The 18,500-nt window shown below is 39.6% G+C and carries 16 protein-coding genes and 1 tRNA gene; 6 read left to right on the forward strand and 11 right to left on the reverse strand.

The features are described 5' to 3' along the window. Positions 1–53: 53 nt before the first annotated feature. Positions 54–683 (forward strand): 16S rRNA (guanine(527)-N(7))-methyltransferase RsmG, encoded by a 630-nt coding sequence (gene rsmG, locus ACFSR3_RS00320; protein ID WP_379819193.1) that lies wholly within the window; start codon positions 54–56, stop codon positions 681–683. A 77-nt stretch (positions 684–760) separates the two neighbouring features. Next, the gene (locus tag ACFSR3_RS00325) at positions 761–1,861 is read left to right on the forward strand and encodes a pyridoxal phosphate-dependent aminotransferase (RefSeq protein ID WP_379819194.1); all 1,101 of its coding nucleotides are present in this window, start codon (positions 761–763) and stop codon (positions 1,859–1,861) included. A gap of 16 nt (positions 1,862–1,877) precedes the next feature. Here ACFSR3_RS00325 and ACFSR3_RS00330 read toward each other — a convergent pair whose 3' ends face one another. The 4 genes from ACFSR3_RS00330 to ACFSR3_RS00345 all read right to left on the reverse strand — a co-directional run bounded on the left by ACFSR3_RS00330 (position 1,878) and on the right by ACFSR3_RS00345 (position 5,831). After that, complete coding sequence (locus ACFSR3_RS00330; protein WP_379819195.1) at positions 1,878–2,267, reverse strand: DUF1801 domain-containing protein; 390 nt, start codon at positions 2,265–2,267, stop codon at positions 1,878–1,880. A gap of 62 nt (positions 2,268–2,329) precedes the next feature. Further along, positions 2,330–3,955 carry an L-glutamate gamma-semialdehyde dehydrogenase gene (gene pruA / locus ACFSR3_RS00335; protein WP_379819196.1) on the reverse strand — a complete coding sequence of 542 codons (1,626 nt, stop codon included), beginning with the start codon at positions 3,953–3,955 and terminating at the stop codon, positions 2,330–2,332. Between the two features lie 111 nt (positions 3,956–4,066). Beyond that, positions 4,067–4,453 carry a Co2+/Mg2+ efflux protein ApaG gene (apaG, locus tag ACFSR3_RS00340; RefSeq protein WP_114758595.1) on the reverse strand — a complete coding sequence of 129 codons (387 nt, stop codon included), beginning with the start codon at positions 4,451–4,453 and terminating at the stop codon, positions 4,067–4,069. A gap of 112 nt (positions 4,454–4,565) precedes the next feature. After that, entirely contained in the window at positions 4,566–5,831 is a 1,266-nt protein-coding gene (locus tag ACFSR3_RS00345; RefSeq protein WP_379819197.1) for a type IX secretion system plug protein, read from the reverse strand. A gap of 169 nt (positions 5,832–6,000) precedes the next feature. Between ACFSR3_RS00345 and ACFSR3_RS00350 the strand changes: the two genes are divergently transcribed. Then, positions 6,001–8,808, forward strand: coding sequence for a M16 family metallopeptidase (locus tag ACFSR3_RS00350; RefSeq protein ID WP_379819198.1), 2,808 nt, complete (start codon positions 6,001–6,003; stop codon positions 8,806–8,808). An 89-nt stretch (positions 8,809–8,897) separates the two neighbouring features. Here the strand turns inward: ACFSR3_RS00350 and ACFSR3_RS00355 are convergent, their stop codons facing one another. From ACFSR3_RS00355 to map, 3 genes are all read right to left on the reverse strand, one after another. Next, positions 8,898–9,665, reverse strand: a complete 768-nt coding sequence (locus ACFSR3_RS00355) for a class I SAM-dependent methyltransferase (protein ID WP_379819199.1) — start codon at positions 9,663–9,665, stop codon at positions 8,898–8,900. Between the two features lie 62 nt (positions 9,666–9,727). Continuing rightward, entirely contained in the window at positions 9,728–10,018 is a 291-nt protein-coding gene (locus ACFSR3_RS00360) for a GxxExxY protein (RefSeq protein WP_379819259.1), read from the reverse strand. Between the two features lie 211 nt (positions 10,019–10,229). Next, positions 10,230–11,048, reverse strand: a complete 819-nt coding sequence (gene map, locus ACFSR3_RS00365; RefSeq protein WP_379819260.1) for a type I methionyl aminopeptidase — start codon at positions 11,046–11,048, stop codon at positions 10,230–10,232. Between the two features lie 133 nt (positions 11,049–11,181). Here map and ACFSR3_RS00370 point away from each other — a divergent pair, with 133 nt between their 5' ends. Further along, positions 11,182–12,459, forward strand: coding sequence for an acetyl-CoA hydrolase/transferase family protein (locus tag ACFSR3_RS00370; RefSeq protein WP_379819200.1), 1,278 nt, complete (start codon positions 11,182–11,184; stop codon positions 12,457–12,459). Positions 12,460–12,522: 63 nt separating this feature from the next. On the opposite strand, the gene gpmI is transcribed toward ACFSR3_RS00370, so the two are convergent. Next, positions 12,523–14,043: a 2,3-bisphosphoglycerate-independent phosphoglycerate mutase gene (gene gpmI, locus ACFSR3_RS00375; RefSeq protein ID WP_379819201.1), complete on the reverse strand. Its 1,521-nt coding sequence runs from the start codon at positions 14,041–14,043 to the stop codon at positions 12,523–12,525. A 336-nt stretch (positions 14,044–14,379) separates the two neighbouring features. Between gpmI and ACFSR3_RS00380 the strand changes: the two genes are divergently transcribed. Then, on the forward strand, positions 14,380–15,087 hold the full coding sequence (locus ACFSR3_RS00380; RefSeq protein ID WP_379819202.1) for a murein L,D-transpeptidase catalytic domain family protein: 708 nt from the start codon (positions 14,380–14,382) through the stop codon (positions 15,085–15,087). Here ACFSR3_RS00380 and ACFSR3_RS00385 read toward each other — a convergent pair. Next, entirely contained in the window at positions 15,076–16,662 is a 1,587-nt protein-coding gene (locus tag ACFSR3_RS00385) for a L,D-transpeptidase family protein (protein WP_379819203.1), read from the reverse strand. The genes ACFSR3_RS00380 and ACFSR3_RS00385 overlap by 12 nt on opposite strands. Before the next feature lie 308 nt (positions 16,663–16,970). Between ACFSR3_RS00385 and ACFSR3_RS00390 the strand changes: the two genes are divergently transcribed. Continuing rightward, positions 16,971–17,043 (forward strand) — tRNA-Gly (locus ACFSR3_RS00390). Positions 17,044–17,208: 165 nt separating this feature from the next. Here the strand turns inward: ACFSR3_RS00390 and ACFSR3_RS00395 are convergent. Then, on the reverse strand, positions 17,209–17,754 hold the full coding sequence (locus ACFSR3_RS00395; protein ID WP_379819204.1) for an exonuclease domain-containing protein: 546 nt from the start codon (positions 17,752–17,754) through the stop codon (positions 17,209–17,211). Positions 17,755–17,760: 6 nt separating this feature from the next. After that, positions 17,761–18,468 (reverse strand): dipeptidase PepE, encoded by a 708-nt coding sequence (pepE, locus tag ACFSR3_RS00400; RefSeq protein WP_379819205.1) that lies wholly within the window; start codon positions 18,466–18,468, stop codon positions 17,761–17,763. Between the last annotated feature and the right edge of the window lie 32 nt (positions 18,469–18,500).

An 18,500-nucleotide genomic window follows, 5' to 3' on the forward strand; every position in this document is an offset into this window, starting at 1 on the left:
AATGATGCAAAATTTCATCACGGAAATGATTACTTTTGTTCAAAATTAAAAACATGCAGGAGATACTTAAGCATTTTCCTAACCTTACTGAGGTTCAGATTGCTCAATTTGCCAAACTTGAAGAATTGTACAAAGAATGGAATGCGAAAATAAATGTGATTTCAAGAAAGGATATCGATGAGTTATACACGCGCCATGTATTGCATTCGTTAGGTATTGCTAAAGTAATGGAGTTTAAGCCGGGTGCCGATGTTATGGACGTGGGTACAGGCGGTGGATTTCCGGGTATTCCGTTGGCAATCCTTTTTCCGGAAACCAATTTTTACCTGATCGATGTTATCGCCAAGAAAATAAAAGTGGTTCAGGGTGTCGCTGATGGTCTTGGGCTTAAGAATGTAAAAGCTGAACAAAAAAGAGCTGAAACCGTAAAGAAAGATTTTGATTTTATCGTGAGCCGTGCAGTGACTAACATGCCCGATTTTGTGGTGTGGGTAAGGGGCAAGATAAAAAGAGAACAAAACCACGATCTTCCTAACGGTATACTTTACCTTAAAGGCGGCGATCTTACCGAAGAGCTTGCTGTTTTTCAAAGGGTAACACTATATAATCTTTCAGACTATTTTGAAGATGAATTCTTTGAAACTAAAAAAGTGGTTCACCTTGCCATGAAATATAAAGTGTAACTAAAAGCTGCCTCGGGCAGCTTTTTTTATGTAACAAATTTTTCGGCTACTATACTTATAATCTAAAAATCAGGATTATGGAAAACAACAGAAGGGATTGGTTTAAGAAAACGGGATTGGCTGTACTGGGTCTGAGTCTGACATCGCTTGAGAGCTTTGCGCTAGATGATATTGATGTCTCTGTAATAGCCGAAGATGTTCCTGTAAGACTTAGTTCTAATGAAAATCCATACGGACCTTCACAGGCTTCGCGTGCTGCTATGGCTGCGGCTGTAAACGGGAGTAACCGTTATGCCTGGGTCCAGACGGAAAAGCTTGCAGAAGCTATTGCTAAAAAGAATGGCCTTGAAGCGGGCAATGTGTTAATGAGCCCGGGGTCTATGGAGATGCTTGATGTCGCAGGAAGGATTGCTGCTAAAACAAAGGGCAGTATTGTAATCTCTGCTAATACGTTTGGCTATTGGGTAAATGCGGCAATGCAATTAGGAGCAGAACGTATAGAAGTGCCGCTTACAAAAGATAAAAAGAACGACCTTGACGCTTTGCTGAAAGCTATGCGTGCTGATACCAGACTGGTGTATATATGTAATCCTAACAATCCTACAGGGACTGTTCTTAAAACCCAGGAACTTATAGCTTTTATTAATGAAGCTTCAAAAAAAGCAATCGTTTTGGTTGACGAAGCGTATATTGAATTTACCGATGAGGTATCGATGTGTTCGCTGGTAAAGGATAATAAAAATGTTATTGTAGTACGTACTTTTTCAAAGATTTATGGACTTGCTGGCGCGCGAATCGGTTATGCTATGGCACATGCCGATACCATTGCTGTAATGGATAAATTGCAGGCTTATATTCCGGGTGGTGTGAGTGCCGTTTCGGGAGCGGGTGCTTTAGCTGCGCTAAACGATACGGCGTTTATAACGAAAACCAGAACACTTAATGAAGCTGCTAAAAGCTTTACTGTTCAGGAATTTAAAAAGTTAGGGATTGAATGCATTTCGACATCAACCAATTTTATTTATTTTTCATTGGCTAATTATAAAAAAGATTTCTTCAAGCTATTGGAAAGTAATAAGATTGAAGGAACAGGTATTTTTGAAGAAGATGGTAAATGGTCACGAATCACCATTGGCACTATGGAGGATATGCAAAAATTGATAAAGGCTATTTCGTAACTAAAGGATTTTATAATTATTTAAGCCGTTCTAAAACCCCTTTTCTCTTTATCAGGTTTTTGTAATCCCATTGAATATCCCTTGCTTTATCAAGCCAGCGTTTCAGGTCATCACTATTTACTTCCTCAATTGAGGTGTAGCGTTTTTCGGCAGCTTTAAAAGAGCCTTCCTTTTGAAGACCGGGCTCATCAAAAGATTGTCCGCTCCAAAACAGTAGTCGTATGCAATTTTTGAGCTTGCTGTATCCTGCAATGGGGTTGCCATCAAGAAACCATACAGGGTGGGCATGCCATATTTTGCTTTCTGCTTCGGGAAGGTTTTTATTGATCTCCTCGAACAGTTTGTTGCAAATTGCTTTATCGGTTTCTGTCTGGGTGTTATTATATTCCTGAATTGTTTTCTCCATAAGACTAAATTAAAAGAAAAAATCCTTTCCTGAATGAACGGGAAAGGATTTTATTATTTGGATTATCCTAAGAACGGATATCTGTAATCTGTTGGCGGAACGAACGTTTCTTTGATTGTTCTTGGCGATACCCAACGTAGTAAGTTCAGTACCGAACCTGCTTTGTCGTTAGTGCCCGATGCTCTTGCACCACCAAATGGCTGCTGTCCTACAACAGCACCTGTTGGCTTATCGTTGATGTAGAAGTTACCTGCTGCATTTTCAAGTGCTTTAGTAGCCTCTTCGATAGCATAACGATCCTGGCTGAAGATAGCTCCTGTAAGTGCATACGGAGAAGTTTCGTCAACTAGTTTAAGTGTTTCGCTCCATTTAGCGTCTTCATAAACATATATTGTGAGTACAGGGCCAAAAAGCTCTGTTTCCATAGTGTCATATTTAGGATTAGTTGTAACGATAACCGTAGGCTCGATGAACCATCCCACTGATTTATCATAACCACCTCCAATAACCACTTCTGCTTCGTTTGAGGCTTTAGCAGCATCGATAGCTTTAGCAAGCTTGTCGAATGAACCTTCAGTGATAACAGCTGATACGAAGTTAGTAGTGTCTTCAGGAGAACCCATTTTAAAAGAAGCTAGGTCTTTTACCATTTGCTCTTTTACTTCAGGCCATATAGACTGAGGGATGTAAGCTCTTGATGCAGCCGAACATTTTTGTCCCTGGTATTCAAAAGCACCTCTTGAAAGTGCTGTCGCTACCTGTGCAGGAATAGATGAAGGGTGAGCAATAACAAAGTCTTTACCTCCTGTTTCACCTACAATTCTTGGGTATGTTTTGTATTTGCTGATGTTTTTACCGATTCCAGCCCAGATGTCGTTAAATACACCTGTAGATCCTGTAAAGTGAACACCTGCAAAATCAGGGCTTGAAATGATCGTTTCTGTCAGCATTCCTGCGCTACCGTTAATCATGTTGATAACGCCGTCAGGTAGTCCTGCAAGTTTAAACACTTCCATGATAACATTCGCGCTCAGCATTTGAGTTGCACTTGGTTTCCAAACCACTACGTTACCCATAAGGGCAGGAGAAGCAGGAAGGTTACCGGCAATGGCTGTAAAGTTGAACGGAGTGATAGCATAGATGAAACCTTCCAGCGGACGATGCTCCATTCTGTTCCAGATACCTTCTGAAGATATAGGTTGCTCGTTGTATATCCTTGTCATGAACTCTACGTTAAAACGAAGGAAGTCGATAAATTCACAAGCTGAATCGATCTCTGCCTGGTGAACCGTTTTAGCCTGGCCAATCATCGTAGCAGCATTGATCTTTGCACGGTAAGGACCGGCTAAAAGCTCAGCAGCCTTAAGGAAGATAGATGCTCTGTGTTCCCAAGAAAGTGCAGCCCATTTCTTTTTAGCAGCAAGTGCAGCAGCAATAGCTTTTTCTACATGCTCTTTTTCAGCATCATGAAAAACACCTACTACTTTTTTGTGATCGAATGGAGGGTTTATTGTTCTTGTTTTTCCGGTGCGGATTTCTTCGCTACCTATGTATAAAGGTACATCAGTTGTAGAGTTGTACATTTCTTTAAAAGCGGCAAGTACCTGCTCTCTTTCTTTAGATCCGGGAGCGTAAGCCTTAACAGGTTCGTTAATAGCTTTTGGTACATTATATATTCCTTTTGGCATAGTGTAATGTAATTTTAAAGGATTAAATTAAAGTATTGCAAATGTACAATAAATTATTGTTCCTGTAATTGCAAATAATACAGGAAAAAAGGCAATATGCTGATTATAATGTTAGTTTATGGCAAATGGAGCGCTTAGCCTGAAAGTAGGTACCATTACCCTGAAAGAACGGGTTGTAGTAAAGTTTATCATGTTGAAATAACCTCTCATGGCTCCAAATGGTGAAGCTAAAAGACATCCGGAACTATAAGTGTGTTTTTCTCCGGGCTTAAGAACAGGTTTTTTACCTATAACACCTTCACCATCTACAATTTCGATATCATTAAGCGAATCGTAAATCTCCCAGTGGCGGGTATTAAGCTGTACAGAGTCTTTGCTTTGGTTTTCTATGGTTATCTCATAGCTAAATGCAAACTGAATCCTGTAATTTTTGAAGTAAGTCCCTTCAAAATTAGTGGATACCGAAATTTTTATGCCTCTTGTTATCTGTGTTACCATGCTAAACCTGTTTAACGGTTCTCAATCCTATTAACAAAAATACAAATTTATTACGTTAGGACTAATTTTCAAAGATTAAATTATGTGAAAGTAATATTTAACTAATTGATTTTTAGTTTATAATATCTGTTGAGTTTGCGGTCCCTACGCCAATTACCTTGTCGTAGCGATCGTTGTTCTCCCTGTAATATACTAATATGGTGTATTCATTTTCTGTTTGGTAAAAGTTACCATCTACAGCATTTTTACCATCTACTTTTCCGTTTTTATCTGTGCTGATATACATATAGTTATTAAAACCCTGCTTCATCATAACGGCCTTCTCATACAATTTGGTTTTCTCGTTGTAGTCCATTTTGTATTCAGGAGTTTTAGCATAATTGTTAAACATACCACCTATGTAAAGGTCTTTGCCATAATAAGCCGGTGCGCTAAGGCTAAAGAATACCCATGTGTAATCGGATTCCACCATTGGGTCAGTAACGCTCAGGTTAATGTTCTTCGTTACGAAATTACCATTTACGTCAGGGAAAAAAGTATAAGGCTTATTGGCTCTTGCCTCATTGGTGTATAATATAGTGTTGTAAATTTCACCGGCAGTTATTCGCACTACATTGTTAACCGCGTTGCGAATGTCTTTGTTTTCAAAATAAAGGTATTCGTTTCCTGCCCAAAACTGGGTTTCCTTATCATATTTGTAAATAAGATCGTTACCAATGGTATACTGTGGTTTTACATTGTAAATAGCATTGTCAAAGCGTCCGTTTTGGAATAAAGCTATTTTTACATTTTGTAATGGCATCTGAAATATAAATCCTCTGCTTTTTATAGAAAAATCGAGATTATGTTTTTCGAGATTGGTAGACATGTCTCTTGTCCTTTTTACTTGGACAGGAACAGTTGCCATATCTTCATACAATACAAATCTTCTCGTAAAAATTACTTCCTGATCCTCATTAAGTATCTTTAAAATATAATTACCGCTAAGTAGCAGTGTGGTAAACTTGTTAGGGAATGCCAGTGTGTAACGAGAATAAATCTGAAGGGTATTAAATGAGTTTGTATAGGTTTGGATTCGCTGTGTGTCAAAACCGCGGATGTAGTCGTTTATGCTTAGCATAGACGATGGTGTCCAGTCGTAATTGCAATGCTGGATACTATAATAGTAGTTGGCCTCATTACCAAAAAGATCGTCAAAAACAAAAGTGAAAGGTTCATTAAGCCTGAAAAATGGATAAGCGTTTTGGCCATCTTTCATAAAAGCAACGGTTTTTATGTTGTAAGGAGGAGCTATTTCCTGTTGAACTTGAGAAAAAGCCACAAAAGGCAAAAAAGTAAGAAACACTAAGGCAATAAGCCTTTTGAAGGCGTTTGTCATTTGTTTTGTTTTTAACTTGAACGGTAAAGATACTAAATATATTATATCTGCGATTTTATCAGTAGCAATAAGCGCGCCAAAATAGTTGTGAGGCTTTTCTTTTAAATTTTATAATAATATCCTTATTTTTCAGTTCTTTATGAAACCAAAATTCTAAACCAATTATAAAATGAAAAACCTAAAACTATGGGTTTTCCTTGCTGCTATGCCTGTTATGGGCTTTGCGCAGGAACTCAAAGGGAGTGATCCAATCCCGTTTGACCCAAATGTGAAAGTTGGAAAACTTAAAAATGGGCTTACCTACTACATCAGAAAAAATGCAAAACCTGAAAACAAAGTAGACCTGAGGCTTGTTATAAATGCAGGCTCTATTCTTGAAGATGATGACCAGCAGGGACTGGCTCACTTTATGGAGCATATGTGTTTTAACGGTACGAAACGATTTCCTAAAAATCAGTTGGTAGATTACCTTCAGAGTATCGGTGTAAAATTCGGGCAGCACTTAAATGCCTACACCAGTTTTGATGAAACGGTTTATTTTCTTCCTATTCCCAGTGATGATCCTGCCAAACTTGAAAAAGGTTTTGAAATAATTGAAGACTGGGCGTTTAATACTATTCTTTCTCCTGAAGAAATCGACAAGGAAAGAGGTGTTGTTCTCGAAGAATACCGCCTTGGCCTTGATGCTGACAACAGGATGATGAAACGATTTATGCCAAAGGTAATGTATCAGTCGCATTATGTAAACCGTTTTCCTATAGGACAAAAACAAATCCTCGAGAATTTTACGTACGACAAGATCAAAAAATTCTATAAAGACTGGTACAGGCCGGATTTAATGGCTGTAATTGTTGTGGGCGATATTGATGTTGCTGAAATGGAAAAAAAGATCCATGCGCATTTTTCATCTTATGAAAATCCTAGAAATGAGCGTCCAAGAAAAGTATACGACCTTCCTAATCATAAAGAAACTTTTGTAGCAATCGAAAGTGACAAAGAAGCTTCGGGCAGCGAGGTACAGGTTATGTATAAAGATCATGACGAGGCTAAGCCTGTTGTAACTTTAGATGATTACAAAAAGCGTTTAACAGAACGTTTGTATTCAGTAATGCTTAACAAAAGACTGCGTGAACTTACCAATTCGCCTACGCCGCCATTTACTTATGGTTTTAGTTCGCACGGCGGGACAATGGCAAGAACCAAAGAAGCGTATCAGTCTGTTGCAATGACACAGGATGGCAAGCAGCTTGATGCACTTAAAGTTCTTGTTGAAGAAAATAACCGTGTTAAAAAGTATGGTTTCTCGCAGGGAGAACTGGATAGGGCAAAAACAGATTTCCTGACAAGTATGGAACGTAGCTATAAAGAGAGGGATAAAATGAATTCTTCTGCTTTTGTAGGGCAGTATCAGGCAAATTTCCTTGATAAAGAACCTGCTCCCGGTATTGAATGGATGTATGACTACCTGCAAAAAGTATTGCCTCAGATAAGTCTTAATGATATAAATGGGCTTGTAAACGGGTTTGTAAAAGACGATAATCGTGTGGTTGTGATTACCGGGCCTGAAAAAGAAGGGGTAAAACAACCAACAGAGCAGGAAGTATTGGCTGTGCTGAATGCTAAGTCAGATAATCTTAAGCCTTATGATGAAGGTGTAATTGCTTCAAGTCTATTGAGAAAAGAGGTAAAACCCGGAAAAGTCACTAAAAAAGAGACGAATGCGAAACTGGGCACCACTACTTTAGCGCTTTCTAACGGCGCAAAGGTTACCTATAAAAAAACTGATTTTAAGAATGATGAGGTTTTGCTTGAGGCAGTAAGCCTTGGAGGGTCAAATCTTTATTCTACTAATGACTATCTAAAAACGAATTGGGCTGAATCAGGATTGCCAGACGCAGGTTTTTCAGGTCTGAAATTAAATGATATCAATAAGTTTATGACCGGTAAGATTGTAAATGTCAGACCTTATGTATATGACGAAACTGAAGGTTTGAGAGGTAGTTCGACACCTAAAGATATGGAATACATGTTTCAGATGATACATGCCTATTTTACAGATATGAATTTTGACATGGATGCTTATGCAGGCTATGAGAAAAAAAGAAAATCAATGTTTGCTAATATGGGCTCTAATCCTGATACTTATTTTACCAGTGAACTACTTAAGTTTACAGGTAAAGATAATCCGAGGTTTACTCCAATGTTTCCTTCTGACGAAGATTGGGCAAACACAGATTATGAACTGGCGTATAAAAAATACAAAGAGCGTTTTGCTAATGCAGGAGATTTTGAATTCTTTTTTGTGGGTAATATAGATGATAAAGCTATTGAAGATTTTTCTGCAAAATACATAGCTTCGCTGCCTTCGACAAAAGAGAGGGAGAAAATCGTAGATTTAGGTATACGTCCATTAAAGGGTGAGCATAAAAAAATAATTTATAAAGGTACTGAGCCTAAGAGTAAAGTTATGATTAGGTATAGAGGCGAAACAAAATACAGCCCTAAAGAAGATCTGGCTATGCAGGCACTTGGTGAAATCCTGACTATTAAACTTGTAGAGGAGCTTAGGGAGAAAGAGAGTGGTGTGTATGGTGTGAATGCTAGTGGTGGATTAGGAAAGGTTCCTTACGGTTCATATCGATTTACGGTTTCTTTCCCGTGTGGTCCTGAAAATGTAGACAAGCTTACAGAGTCGGCATTGGCTGAAATAAAAAAGATAATCGAAAATGGTCCGGAAGCAAAAGATCTTGCCAAATATAAAGAAGGTGAGTTACTGGATTATAAGAAGAATATTAAAGAGAATCGTACCTGGGTTAGTAACTTCAGGAGCTCTTACTCACAGGGAGAAAATCCGGAAGATATCCTTACGGTTGAAGAAAAGGTAAATGCACTTACGGCTAAAGATATTCAGGAAGTGGCTAAAAAGTACCTTACAAAAGATAAGATTATAGGTGTACTTATGCCCGAGAAAAGTTAATGTTTTTCGTTTTACTATAGAGGTTAAAAAGAAAATCCCTGCTAAAGACAATAGCAGGGATTTTTGATTTATGTAGTTTAAGCAAAAAATTAATCTTTGTAGCAAACAGGGATGATTTCACCTTTTGCCAGACAGTAACGTTCTACTTCTTCCGGAGTTAGTTTTTTAGTATAATCTTCTTCAACTACACGGAAACCGATACTTCTCAACTTGTTAAAATAATCGCGTCCATATACCCTTACGTGGTCATATTGTCCAAAGATTTTAGCGCGTTCTTTCGGATCGGTAATGCTGTCGTCTTCAAAAGTCGTTTCGCGGCTCAAATCCTGCGGAATCTGTAAAATAGCCATGCCGCCAGGTTTTAAAACGCGGTATAGTTCCTGCATCGCTTTGGTGTCATCCGGGATGTGTTCCAATACGTGATTACATAGTATAAGATCATATGCATTGTCTTCAAACGGCAGGTTACAAATATCCGCCTTAACATCTGCCAGAGGCGAGTATAGGTCGGTAGTAGTGTAATCCAGGTTTTTCTGGTTGCGGAAACGCTTATAAAAAGCCTGTTCCGGAGCAAAATGCAATACCTTTTTTGGAGCTATGAAAAAATCAGTCTCTTTATTAAGGTATAGCCATAACAAACGGTGTCTTTCTAATGAAAGCGTTCCCGGTGCCAACACATTATTGCGTTGGTGTCCGTAACCGTAGGGCAGGAAGTTTTTAAAGCTTTTACCATCTATAGGGTCGGTATAGGTGTTACCCTTCAGGGCAGCAGCCAGTACCGGTCGCGCCACATAACTGAGTCTTATCAGTAATGGACGTGGTATGGTATTGAGTATTAACTTAAAAAGTTTCTTCATCAGTAAATTTTATCATACCGCTGAGATTCGCTAAGAAATCACAGAGATACACCGAGTTTTAGTTAACCATCCGAAGGATGGGAGCTCGCAGAGCTGTTCACGTAACGTTTTAATCCGTTTTTCAATATTTTGCTATGGAAGTTTATAAGCAATCCAATAGGATAATTCCCTAACTTTAGATAAGTGAGTAGTTGAGCCTGATGTGAATCTGTTAGTTCTTCAACCGTTTTCAGTTCAAGAACTAATTTGTTTTCAACAACTAAATCTATTCTATAGCCATGATTGATAGTGATATCTTTATATGTTATTGGAAGTAATTTTTCTCTTTCAACATATAGGCCACTATTTTTAATTTCATATGATAAGCATTCGCAGTAAGCAGACTCTAGTAAGCCCGGCCCAAAGTTCTGTGAACTTCTATTGCCGAACCAATTACGCTATGTGTCAGCTTATTTATTTCCATGCAGCTCTGTGTTCTTCAATCTTTAGATTGCAAGCTAAATTAACTCTGCGAATCTCAGCGTTGTCTTTGTGAGTCTCTGTGGTATTATTATAATGAAATGGTTAGACTACAAATGGTATTTTCCTGAACTCATCTTCTTCAGTGCTTTCAATACCTAATGCTTTGTATACGTAGGCGAATGTAGAAAGCAGTTCCGGTTTACCATCTACAAGAGCAACATCATGCTCAAAGTGAGCGCTAGGTTTCCCGTCTCTTGTAACAATTGTCCAGCCATCTTTAAGCTGTTTTATGTTTTTGGTACCCATGTTGATCATAGGTTCGATAGCAACAACCATACCTTCAACAAACATTTTACCACGTCCACGTTTGCCGTAGTTTGGCATTTCAGGAGCTTCGTGCATCTTGCGTCCAAGTCCGTGGCCTACAAGCTCACGTACTACACCATAACCATGCGCTTCGGTATATTTCTGTATAGCGTTACCAACATCTTCTACACGGTTTCCTGCTTTAAACTCACGGATGCCCACATAAAGTGATTCTTTGGTAACCTGTAATAGTTTTTTAGTCTCAGGAGCTACATCGCCTATCTCAAAGGTATAAGCATGGTCTCCGTAAAATTCGTTCATGATAGCGCCACAATCTACCGATACGATATCACCTTCCTGGATTGGACGGTTTGTTGGCAGGCCGTGAACTATTTGCTCGTTAACGCTTGTTAAAAGCGTTGAAGGGCAGTCATAAAGTCCTTTGAAGCCAGGTATTGCGCCATGATCACGAATGAACTCTTCGGCCATTCTGTCAAGTTCAAGTGTTGTAACACCCGGTTTTATTTCTGCGGCAATCATGCCTAATGTTTTAGAAACCATAAGTGCGCTTTGGCGCATCAGTTCAATTTCTTCTCTCGTTTTTGGGATGATCATGCTCATGCTCTAATTTTTTACCACGGCAAAAGTACGATTTTTATAATGATTATTTTAAATGGTTGTATAACATGAGTTATGTCATGTTTTATATCTTTATGTGAAACTAATTTTGCTTTAAACTTTTATAGGTATGAGTAAATATGTAACTGCGGCCGAGGCCGTAAAAGTAGTACAGTCAGGAAACAGGATTTATGTGCAGGCAGCTGCCGCAACGCCAACGGTTTTAACCAAAGCATTGTCTGAAAGAGCATCAGAATTGCGTAATGTTGAGGTTTGCCACATGCATACAGAAGGTGAAGCACCTTATGCGAATCCTGAGTTGAGTGATAGTTTTCATGTGAATTCTTTCTTTATAGGCAAAAATGTAAGGCATACCATCGCCGCCGGCAACGGTTCATATACGCCGGTCTTCCTTAGTGAGATTCCGCGTTTGTTCAGGAATAACATAGTGCATCTCGATGTTGTTTTTATTCATGTTTCACCTCCTGACAGTCATGGTTATTGCTCGCTGGGTGTTTCAGTAGAAGCAACAAAAGCAGCTATCGAAATGGCTAAAATTGTGATCGCTCAGGTCAATCCACAAATGCCGAGAACCTTTGGTGATAGTGTTATCAAAGTTTCGGATATTGATTATCTTGTAGAAGTAGATATGCCATTGTATGGTCATGGTTCGGATGTAATTACAGAACAAGAAGCCCTAATTGGGGGGTTTGTAGCTTCGCTAATTGAAGATGGCAGTACGCTTCAGATGGGTATCGGTTCGATACCTAACGCAGCACTGGCAAAACTGACCAATCATAAGAACCTTGGGTTGCATACCGAGATGTTCTCCGATGGCGTAATCGACCTGATCGAACAGGGCATCATCAATTGCAAATACAAAGGGGTGACTAAGAACAGGGCACTGGCTACATTTCTGATCGGTTCACAAAGGCTTTATGATTTTGTAAATGACAATCCATTTATCTCAATGCGAGAATCATCATTTGTAAATGATACATCTGTGATCCGCCGTAACCCAAAAATGGTAGCTATCAATTCAGCTATCGAAGTTGATATTACCGGACAGGTATGTGCCGATTCTATTGGTTCTAAAATGTATTCGGGAGTTGGTGGGCAAATGGATTTTATTCGTGGAGCATCGCTCAGCGAGGGCGGAAAAGCTATTATTGCTTTGCCATCAGTAACTAAAAACGGCGAAAGCAAAATTGTACCATTCTTAAAGCAGGGGGCAGGGGTAGTTACTACACGTGCGCACGTACAATATGTGGTTACCGAATACGGTATTGCCGATTTATATGGCAAGACATTACGACAACGCGCCACAGCATTAACTAATGTCGCGCACCCTGACCATAGGGAGACCATTGATAGAGCATATTTTGAATCTTTAAAAAATATCTCATAAAAAAAAGGCCTGCAGAATATAATTCTGCAGGCCTTTTTACTTAGTTGCCTTGCAACTGTGTTACTATGAAACTAATGAATGCCTTGTCATAACAGCTGGCTGCTCCAGTCCCATAAGGTCAAGGATAGTAGGGGCAATATCACCTAGTATACCATCTTTAACATGTTTAAGGTCTTTGTCTACAAGGATGATAGGTACCGGATTAGTAGTGTGCGCCGTATTAGGCGATCCGTCAGGGTTTATCATCGTTTCACAGTTACCGTGGTCAGCAATTACTATGGTTGTGTAACCGTTTTCAAGTGCGGTTTCAATAACTTCTTTTGCGCAGGCATCTACGGCTTCACAAGCTTTAATGGCAGCCTCCATAACACCGGTATGTCCTACCATGTCGCCATTGGCAAAGTTAAGGCATACAAAATCTACTTCACCTTTTTTAAGTTCCGGAACAAGAGCATCTTTAAGGTCAAAAGCACTCATTTCCGGCTTAAGGTCGTAAGTAGCAACTTTTGGTGAAGGGCAAAGCAGACGTTTTTCACCTTCAAAAGGTTCTTCACGGCCTCCTGAGAAGAAGAACGTAACGTGAGGGTATTTTTCCGTTTCGGCAATACGAATTTGTTTTTTACCGTTGCGTGATACCACCTCACCTAATGTTTCGGTAAGGTTGTCTTTGTCGTATATTACGTGAATGCCTGTGTAGTTGTCGTCATAATTGGTCATGGTGACATAATACAGGTTCAGCTTGTGCATATTTTGCTCATGGATGTCATACTGGCTCAGTACTTCGGTAAGCTGTCTTCCACGGTCAGTACGGAAGTTAAAGAAGATAATTACATCGCCTTCTTCTATTTTTGCCAAAGGTTGCCCGGCGTCATCGGTCATTACGATAGGTTTAATGAACTCATCCGTAACACCTTCATTGTAGCTGTTATGAATACTGTCAACTGCATTGGTAGAAGGAGTTCCTTCAGCATTAACCAAAAGGTCATAAGCAAGTTTTACCCTTTCCCAACGTTTGTCACGATCCATTGCATAGTAACGCCCTACTATTGAGGCTAGTTTTGCATGGGTGTTTTTGATATGGTTCTCCAGATCAGAAATAAAGAATACACCTGATTTAGGGTCAACATCACGTCCGTCAGTAAAGGCGTGAATGTAAACTTTGTCAAGTCCTGCTGCCTCAGTAGCATCTACCAGCCCTTTAAGGTGATCGATATGTGAGTGAACACCTCCGTTTGAAACCAGTCCCAGCAGGTGAACTTTTTTATTGTTTTCTTTAGCATAGTTAAAAGCATCAACAAGAGGCTTTTCCTGAGCAAGGGTATTGTTTTGAACCGCCAGGTTGATTTTTACAAGATCCTGGTATACGATACGGCCTGCACCAAGGTTCATGTGGCCTACTTCGCTGTTCCCCATTTGCCCTTCAGGAAGTCCTACGTTAAGGCCGTCGGTACGAAGCGAAGCGTTAGGGTAGTTTTGGTACAGGCTATTGATAAAAGGGACATTGGCATTGTCTATGGCAGACACTTTTGGATCCGGTGATTTACCCCATCCGTCAAGTATCATTAAAATTACTTTCTTGTTCATTTTTAGAATATTATGATTTTTTGGCACGATTTTGGGTTATTATTAACCCGATAACGAGGGCTAAAATTACTATAAATTGCCCATTTATTTCGCAAGAGAGATTGTTTTTGCATCCAATTTTACAGAATATTTACAAAAAAAATTAAGATTGATACAATATCTTTATTACGAGACCGTTATAGTGTTAATTATTGATGAAGTGAGAGGTGACGCCTGGGAAGAGGCTTGCCAAATGATAAATGTTAAATAATTGATTTTAACAGTGTTGCTATTTTTTTGTTAAGTTTTCTTTAACTATTTTAGCCGCTGTCTAAAAACACAACTACTAGATTACTTATGGTTTACAACTTTTTTACGTCGGTTTTCTTTTTGTTCTTTACAATTACCGCAACAACACCAAAACACGCCGAAACTACTGTAAAAACTAATAATGCAGAAGTAAATGCTGTATCCGAGACTGTTTCAGTGTACAACACTATCAAGGCACATTCGCTGTCTATGCCAAAGTTTGAATGCTTTCAGAAAGCCATGAATGGTTTTAAAAAGCTTAAGGCTGAGGGTAAAATTAAAAAAGACATTATAACGCTGATCGATTTCAGCCAATCGTCTAACACAAAAAGACTTTGGATTATCGACATGGCTACCAATACGGTACTTTATAATACTCTTGTGGCACATGGAAGAAATAGTGGCGACGAGTTTGCTACTGCTTTCTCAAATGTTGCAAGTTCTAATAAAAGCAGCCTTGGTTTTTATGCTACAGGTGAGATTTATCAGGGTAAACACGGGGCTTCGCTTCGTCTTGACGGACTGGAGCAGGGTATCAACAGTAATGCACGCAGCAGGGCTGTAGTAATGCATGCTGCTGATTATGTTACTGAAGGTTTTATCAAAGCGCACAAAAGATTGGGCAGAAGCCAGGGATGTCCGGCACTGCCACCAACGCTTAATAAAGAAGTGATCAATCTGATAAAAGGAAAATCATGCCTTTTTATCTACCATCCTTCTCAAAGCTATGCGGCTTCCTCTAAATTACTGTCGTAATTTTTTATAGAGTACGCCGTCAAGATTATAAATATCATTCCTGAATTGCAAACCGCCTTTATCCATCCAGGCGGTCCAATATAACTGATGAACGTGAGTCGCTTTATTGAGGCTCACGTTTTTTGTTTCCCCTTCGGCAATCATTTCATCCAGTTTTTCTTTTGTCCAGTCGGCCTTCTCTTTATCTAGGATGTACCCGGCAAGCTTCAGCGGATCCTGTACACGAACACAGCCTGAACTCAATGCCCTGTAGCCTCTTTTAAAAAGTTCCCTGTGGTTGGTATCGTGCAGGTAAACACTAAAACTATTTCTAAAATTAAACTTTACCAGGCCTAAAGCGTTGTTTACGCCCGGACCCTGTACATACCTATAATGATCAGCCTTTTCGGGATCCCAGTCTTCAGGCAGCGTTTCTATAGTATCGCGATGTTTGTATATTTTCATGTTGTGGCTTGCAAAGTAACTCCTGTCTTCAGAGGCCGATGGAGTAAGGTCTTCTTTAAGTATAGTAGGAGGTACCGTCCAGGTGGGGTTAATAACCAGATTGTTCAGTACGGCATGCAACACCGGAGTTCTTCGTTCGGGCTTGCCAACTACTACTTTATACATTTCTATGGTGTCGTTTTCCTCTATAACTGTCAGTTGATATTCAGGTATGTTAATGAGTAATGCATTTTTACCAAAATCATAAGGGAACCAACGCCAGCGTTCAAGATTAGCAATTAACTGCTGCTTACGGGCGGTAAGGCTCGTGTTTAGTGCTTTGGCTGTTGAGGTACTCACAACCCCGTCAGGATATAAGCCGTGACGTTTCTGGAAATGTTTTACAGCTTTCATCGTTTTACGGTCGTATACGTTTCCGGTGGCATCGGCAGGATCGAGGTCTTTCCAGTAAACCAGCCTCTTTTTAATATCAGTTACTACGTTTCCGGAATCTTTCAGTTTTATGGCGCCGCTAATGTCAATCTTTTTTAGGTTTTTGTCGTCCGGCAGACTGTTTAAAAAAATCATGCCTTCCCTGAGTCCTCCATACATTTTGTGGGTTGGCCTGCATTTTTCAAGTGTCTTTTTTATGTCGTTTTTAGCTAATGCTTCGGTAAGCATTCTATTGCTGTCAAAGTTTTTTGAAGGCAACGCCCAGTCGTTGTACACTTTATAGGGAGTAAGCTTTCCTTTGAATAAGTGATTAGCAAGCTTGCGAAACGACTGTGTTAGCAAAATATCATAATGTATGCATTGGTCTTCAGTAATATCAATCTTATTTTCAAGTTCCTCAAGTTTGCTGAGGTTGTAATCAGAGGGAAGTAATCCGTCGTTAGTAGCATCTTTTATGGATTCAATAAGAGCGATGCGGTTTTTTTCTTCAGTCCATACGGTTTTGAATGCATTTGAAGAATAAAAATCTTTTATGCCTTTGCTTGCCTCTTCAAGAAAATTACTGTCGATAGTATGAGACGTGTTTTTCAGGTGTTGGGTATTTACCACAACAGCAGGTTGTTTTTCTTTTACCCCGGCAGTGTTTTTACAGGAGGCAAGAAAAAATATACTTAGTATTATGCAGGCTACCTTCATCATAACGTTTGAAATTAGCTTTTACTAAATTTACAAAATGATTTATTGCGAAAAATGTAATTATTTGTAAAAGAGGTGTTAAAGATGAAAGGCTAACATCGGGTTAATACTGCCCAATATTCCGGTTCAGTAAAATCGGGAGTTTGGCAGGAAATGTTAAGGTTGCTGTTTAGAAAAAAAATGAAATTTTTTTATTGAGGTAACGAATTAATAATAAATAATTTAAGTGCTGATGGTGAAAAAACCTCTAATTTTTTTCATTGAAAAGTTTGCGAATATGGAAAGTGGTTGTATATTTGCACCACAATAACGCGGAAGTAGCTCAGTTGGTAGAGCTCCAGCCTTCCAAGCTGGTTGTCGCGAGTTCGAGCCTCGTCTTCCGCTCTGCGTTAAAAAGCCCAAACTTATGTTTGGGCTTTTTTTTATTGCTCTCACAGCAGCCTTCTCTAAAGGAAAGTGATGAGCTTGATTTGAAATTGTTTTGTGTAGAGGGATGAGTTTTTTTATTAGAAAACTCACTTTCTGTTCGTTAGAAATTTACGGTTTCCATTATTCAAGAATTTTATTCAATATCTTGGCAATATTCTTCGCGTCATCCACACCTCTGTGATGTGTACCTTCCAACGGAATGTTCAGCATAGCGAGTGCGCCTGCCATTCCCTGTTCGTGTCCCAGCTTGTTTTTCAAGGCGAAAAGCGTCTTTACATTAATATGTGATGGACCGAAAGGATAGCCAACATTCACCGCACTGCATTGTCTTTGGAACTGTTTCAGGTCATATGCGCCAAAGCTTGCCCAGGCACGGCTTTGCGACATATAGTCTTTTTTAAGTATCGCGCATGCTTCTTTAAACGATATGCCTTGTTCAGTTACCATTTCAGGAGTTATGGTAGTTAATTCTGTACAGAACTCGCTGACTTCCGAACGCTCGGGATTTACAATTATACCGCGGTTATCGGTAATATCTCCGGTGTGTATATCGAGCATGCAGATGCCAATCTCTATGATGTCGTTTTCCATGCCCGGAGGGTTGGGGCCGTTCCAGCAGGTAGCTTCAATATCTACTACCAGTATTTTGTCTAATTTTTGTGCCATTATTATTTACTTAAGATCTGACAGGTCAGTTCCTGTTTCCAGTTCTTCGGCTTCTTTGCCCTGACGGAAAAGTCTTGCCTGCAAATCGCCTTTAAGGGTTATTTTGTCGCCATGTACTTCAAGCCAGCTGCCTTCACGCAATCCCAGTACCGGCTGAGGGTTTATTTTGTGGAATTCATTAATCCTGGTTTCCCTTGTTTCACCCATGTGTGTCGAGCCTTCAATCGGGTCAAGGTAGTGCGGGTTCAGGTTAAACGGTACAAGTCCAAGTGTATTAAAGCTTGGCGGATAAATGATGGGCATATCATTGGTTGTTTGCATCGTCAGCCCCGTAATGTTGCTTCCGGCACTGCTTCCTAAATATGGCGTTCCGTTCTCTACCGCTTTTTTAATGGCAGTCATTACATTGTTCTGATACAGTTGGGTAACCAGTAAAAAGGTGTTTCCGCCACCTGTAAATATGGCTTCGGCATCGGCTACTGCCTGCTCGGGGTTGTCAAATTCATGAAGCCCTTTAACACTGATGTTTATCGTTGCAAAAGTTTCGGCTACTCTTTTAGTGTAGTCGTCGTGGCTAATGCCGCCTGGTCTCGCATACGGTACAAAAAGCAGTGATTTGCAATCTTTAAAATGTACTTCGAGCGTAGGTAGTAAATATTCAAGGTAAGCGCCTCCGTGTAAAGTGGAAGTGCTTGCAATAATTAGTTTTTTCATCCGTTTAATAATCTAAGAAGAGGTAAAGTTAC

It is taken from the genome of Flavobacterium suzhouense (genome assembly GCF_042684765.1).
GTDB classification, from domain to species: Bacteria; Bacteroidota; Bacteroidia; order Flavobacteriales; family Flavobacteriaceae; genus Flavobacterium; species Flavobacterium suzhouense.

Coding starts and splice junctions, on each gene's coding strand:
- rsmG (WP_379819193.1), top strand. CDS start 54: ATGCAGGAGATACTTAAGCATTTTCCTAACCTTACTGAGGTTCAGATT.
- ACFSR3_RS00325 (WP_379819194.1), top strand. CDS start 761: ATGGAAAACAACAGAAGGGATTGGTTTAAGAAAACGGGATTGGCTGTA.
- ACFSR3_RS00330 (WP_379819195.1), bottom strand. CDS start 2,267: ATGGAGAAAACAATTCAGGAATATAATAACACCCAGACAGAAACCGAT.
- pruA (WP_379819196.1), bottom strand. CDS start 3,955: ATGCCAAAAGGAATATATAATGTACCAAAAGCTATTAACGAACCTGTT.
- apaG (WP_114758595.1), bottom strand. CDS start 4,453: ATGGTAACACAGATAACAAGAGGCATAAAAATTTCGGTATCCACTAAT.
- ACFSR3_RS00345 (WP_379819197.1), bottom strand. CDS start 5,831: ATGACAAACGCCTTCAAAAGGCTTATTGCCTTAGTGTTTCTTACTTTT.
- ACFSR3_RS00350 (WP_379819198.1), top strand. CDS start 6,001: ATGAAAAACCTAAAACTATGGGTTTTCCTTGCTGCTATGCCTGTTATG.
- ACFSR3_RS00355 (WP_379819199.1), bottom strand. CDS start 9,665: ATGAAGAAACTTTTTAAGTTAATACTCAATACCATACCACGTCCATTA.
- map (WP_379819260.1), bottom strand. CDS start 11,048: ATGATCATCCCAAAAACGAGAGAAGAAATTGAACTGATGCGCCAAAGC.
- ACFSR3_RS00370 (WP_379819200.1), top strand. CDS start 11,182: ATGAGTAAATATGTAACTGCGGCCGAGGCCGTAAAAGTAGTACAGTCA.
- gpmI (WP_379819201.1), bottom strand. CDS start 14,043: ATGAACAAGAAAGTAATTTTAATGATACTTGACGGATGGGGTAAATCA.
- ACFSR3_RS00380 (WP_379819202.1), top strand. CDS start 14,380: ATGGTTTACAACTTTTTTACGTCGGTTTTCTTTTTGTTCTTTACAATT.
- ACFSR3_RS00385 (WP_379819203.1), bottom strand. CDS start 16,662: ATGATGAAGGTAGCCTGCATAATACTAAGTATATTTTTTCTTGCCTCC.
- ACFSR3_RS00395 (WP_379819204.1), bottom strand. CDS start 17,754: ATGGCACAAAAATTAGACAAAATACTGGTAGTAGATATTGAAGCTACC.
- pepE (WP_379819205.1), bottom strand. CDS start 18,468: ATGAAAAAACTAATTATTGCAAGCACTTCCACTTTACACGGAGGCGCT.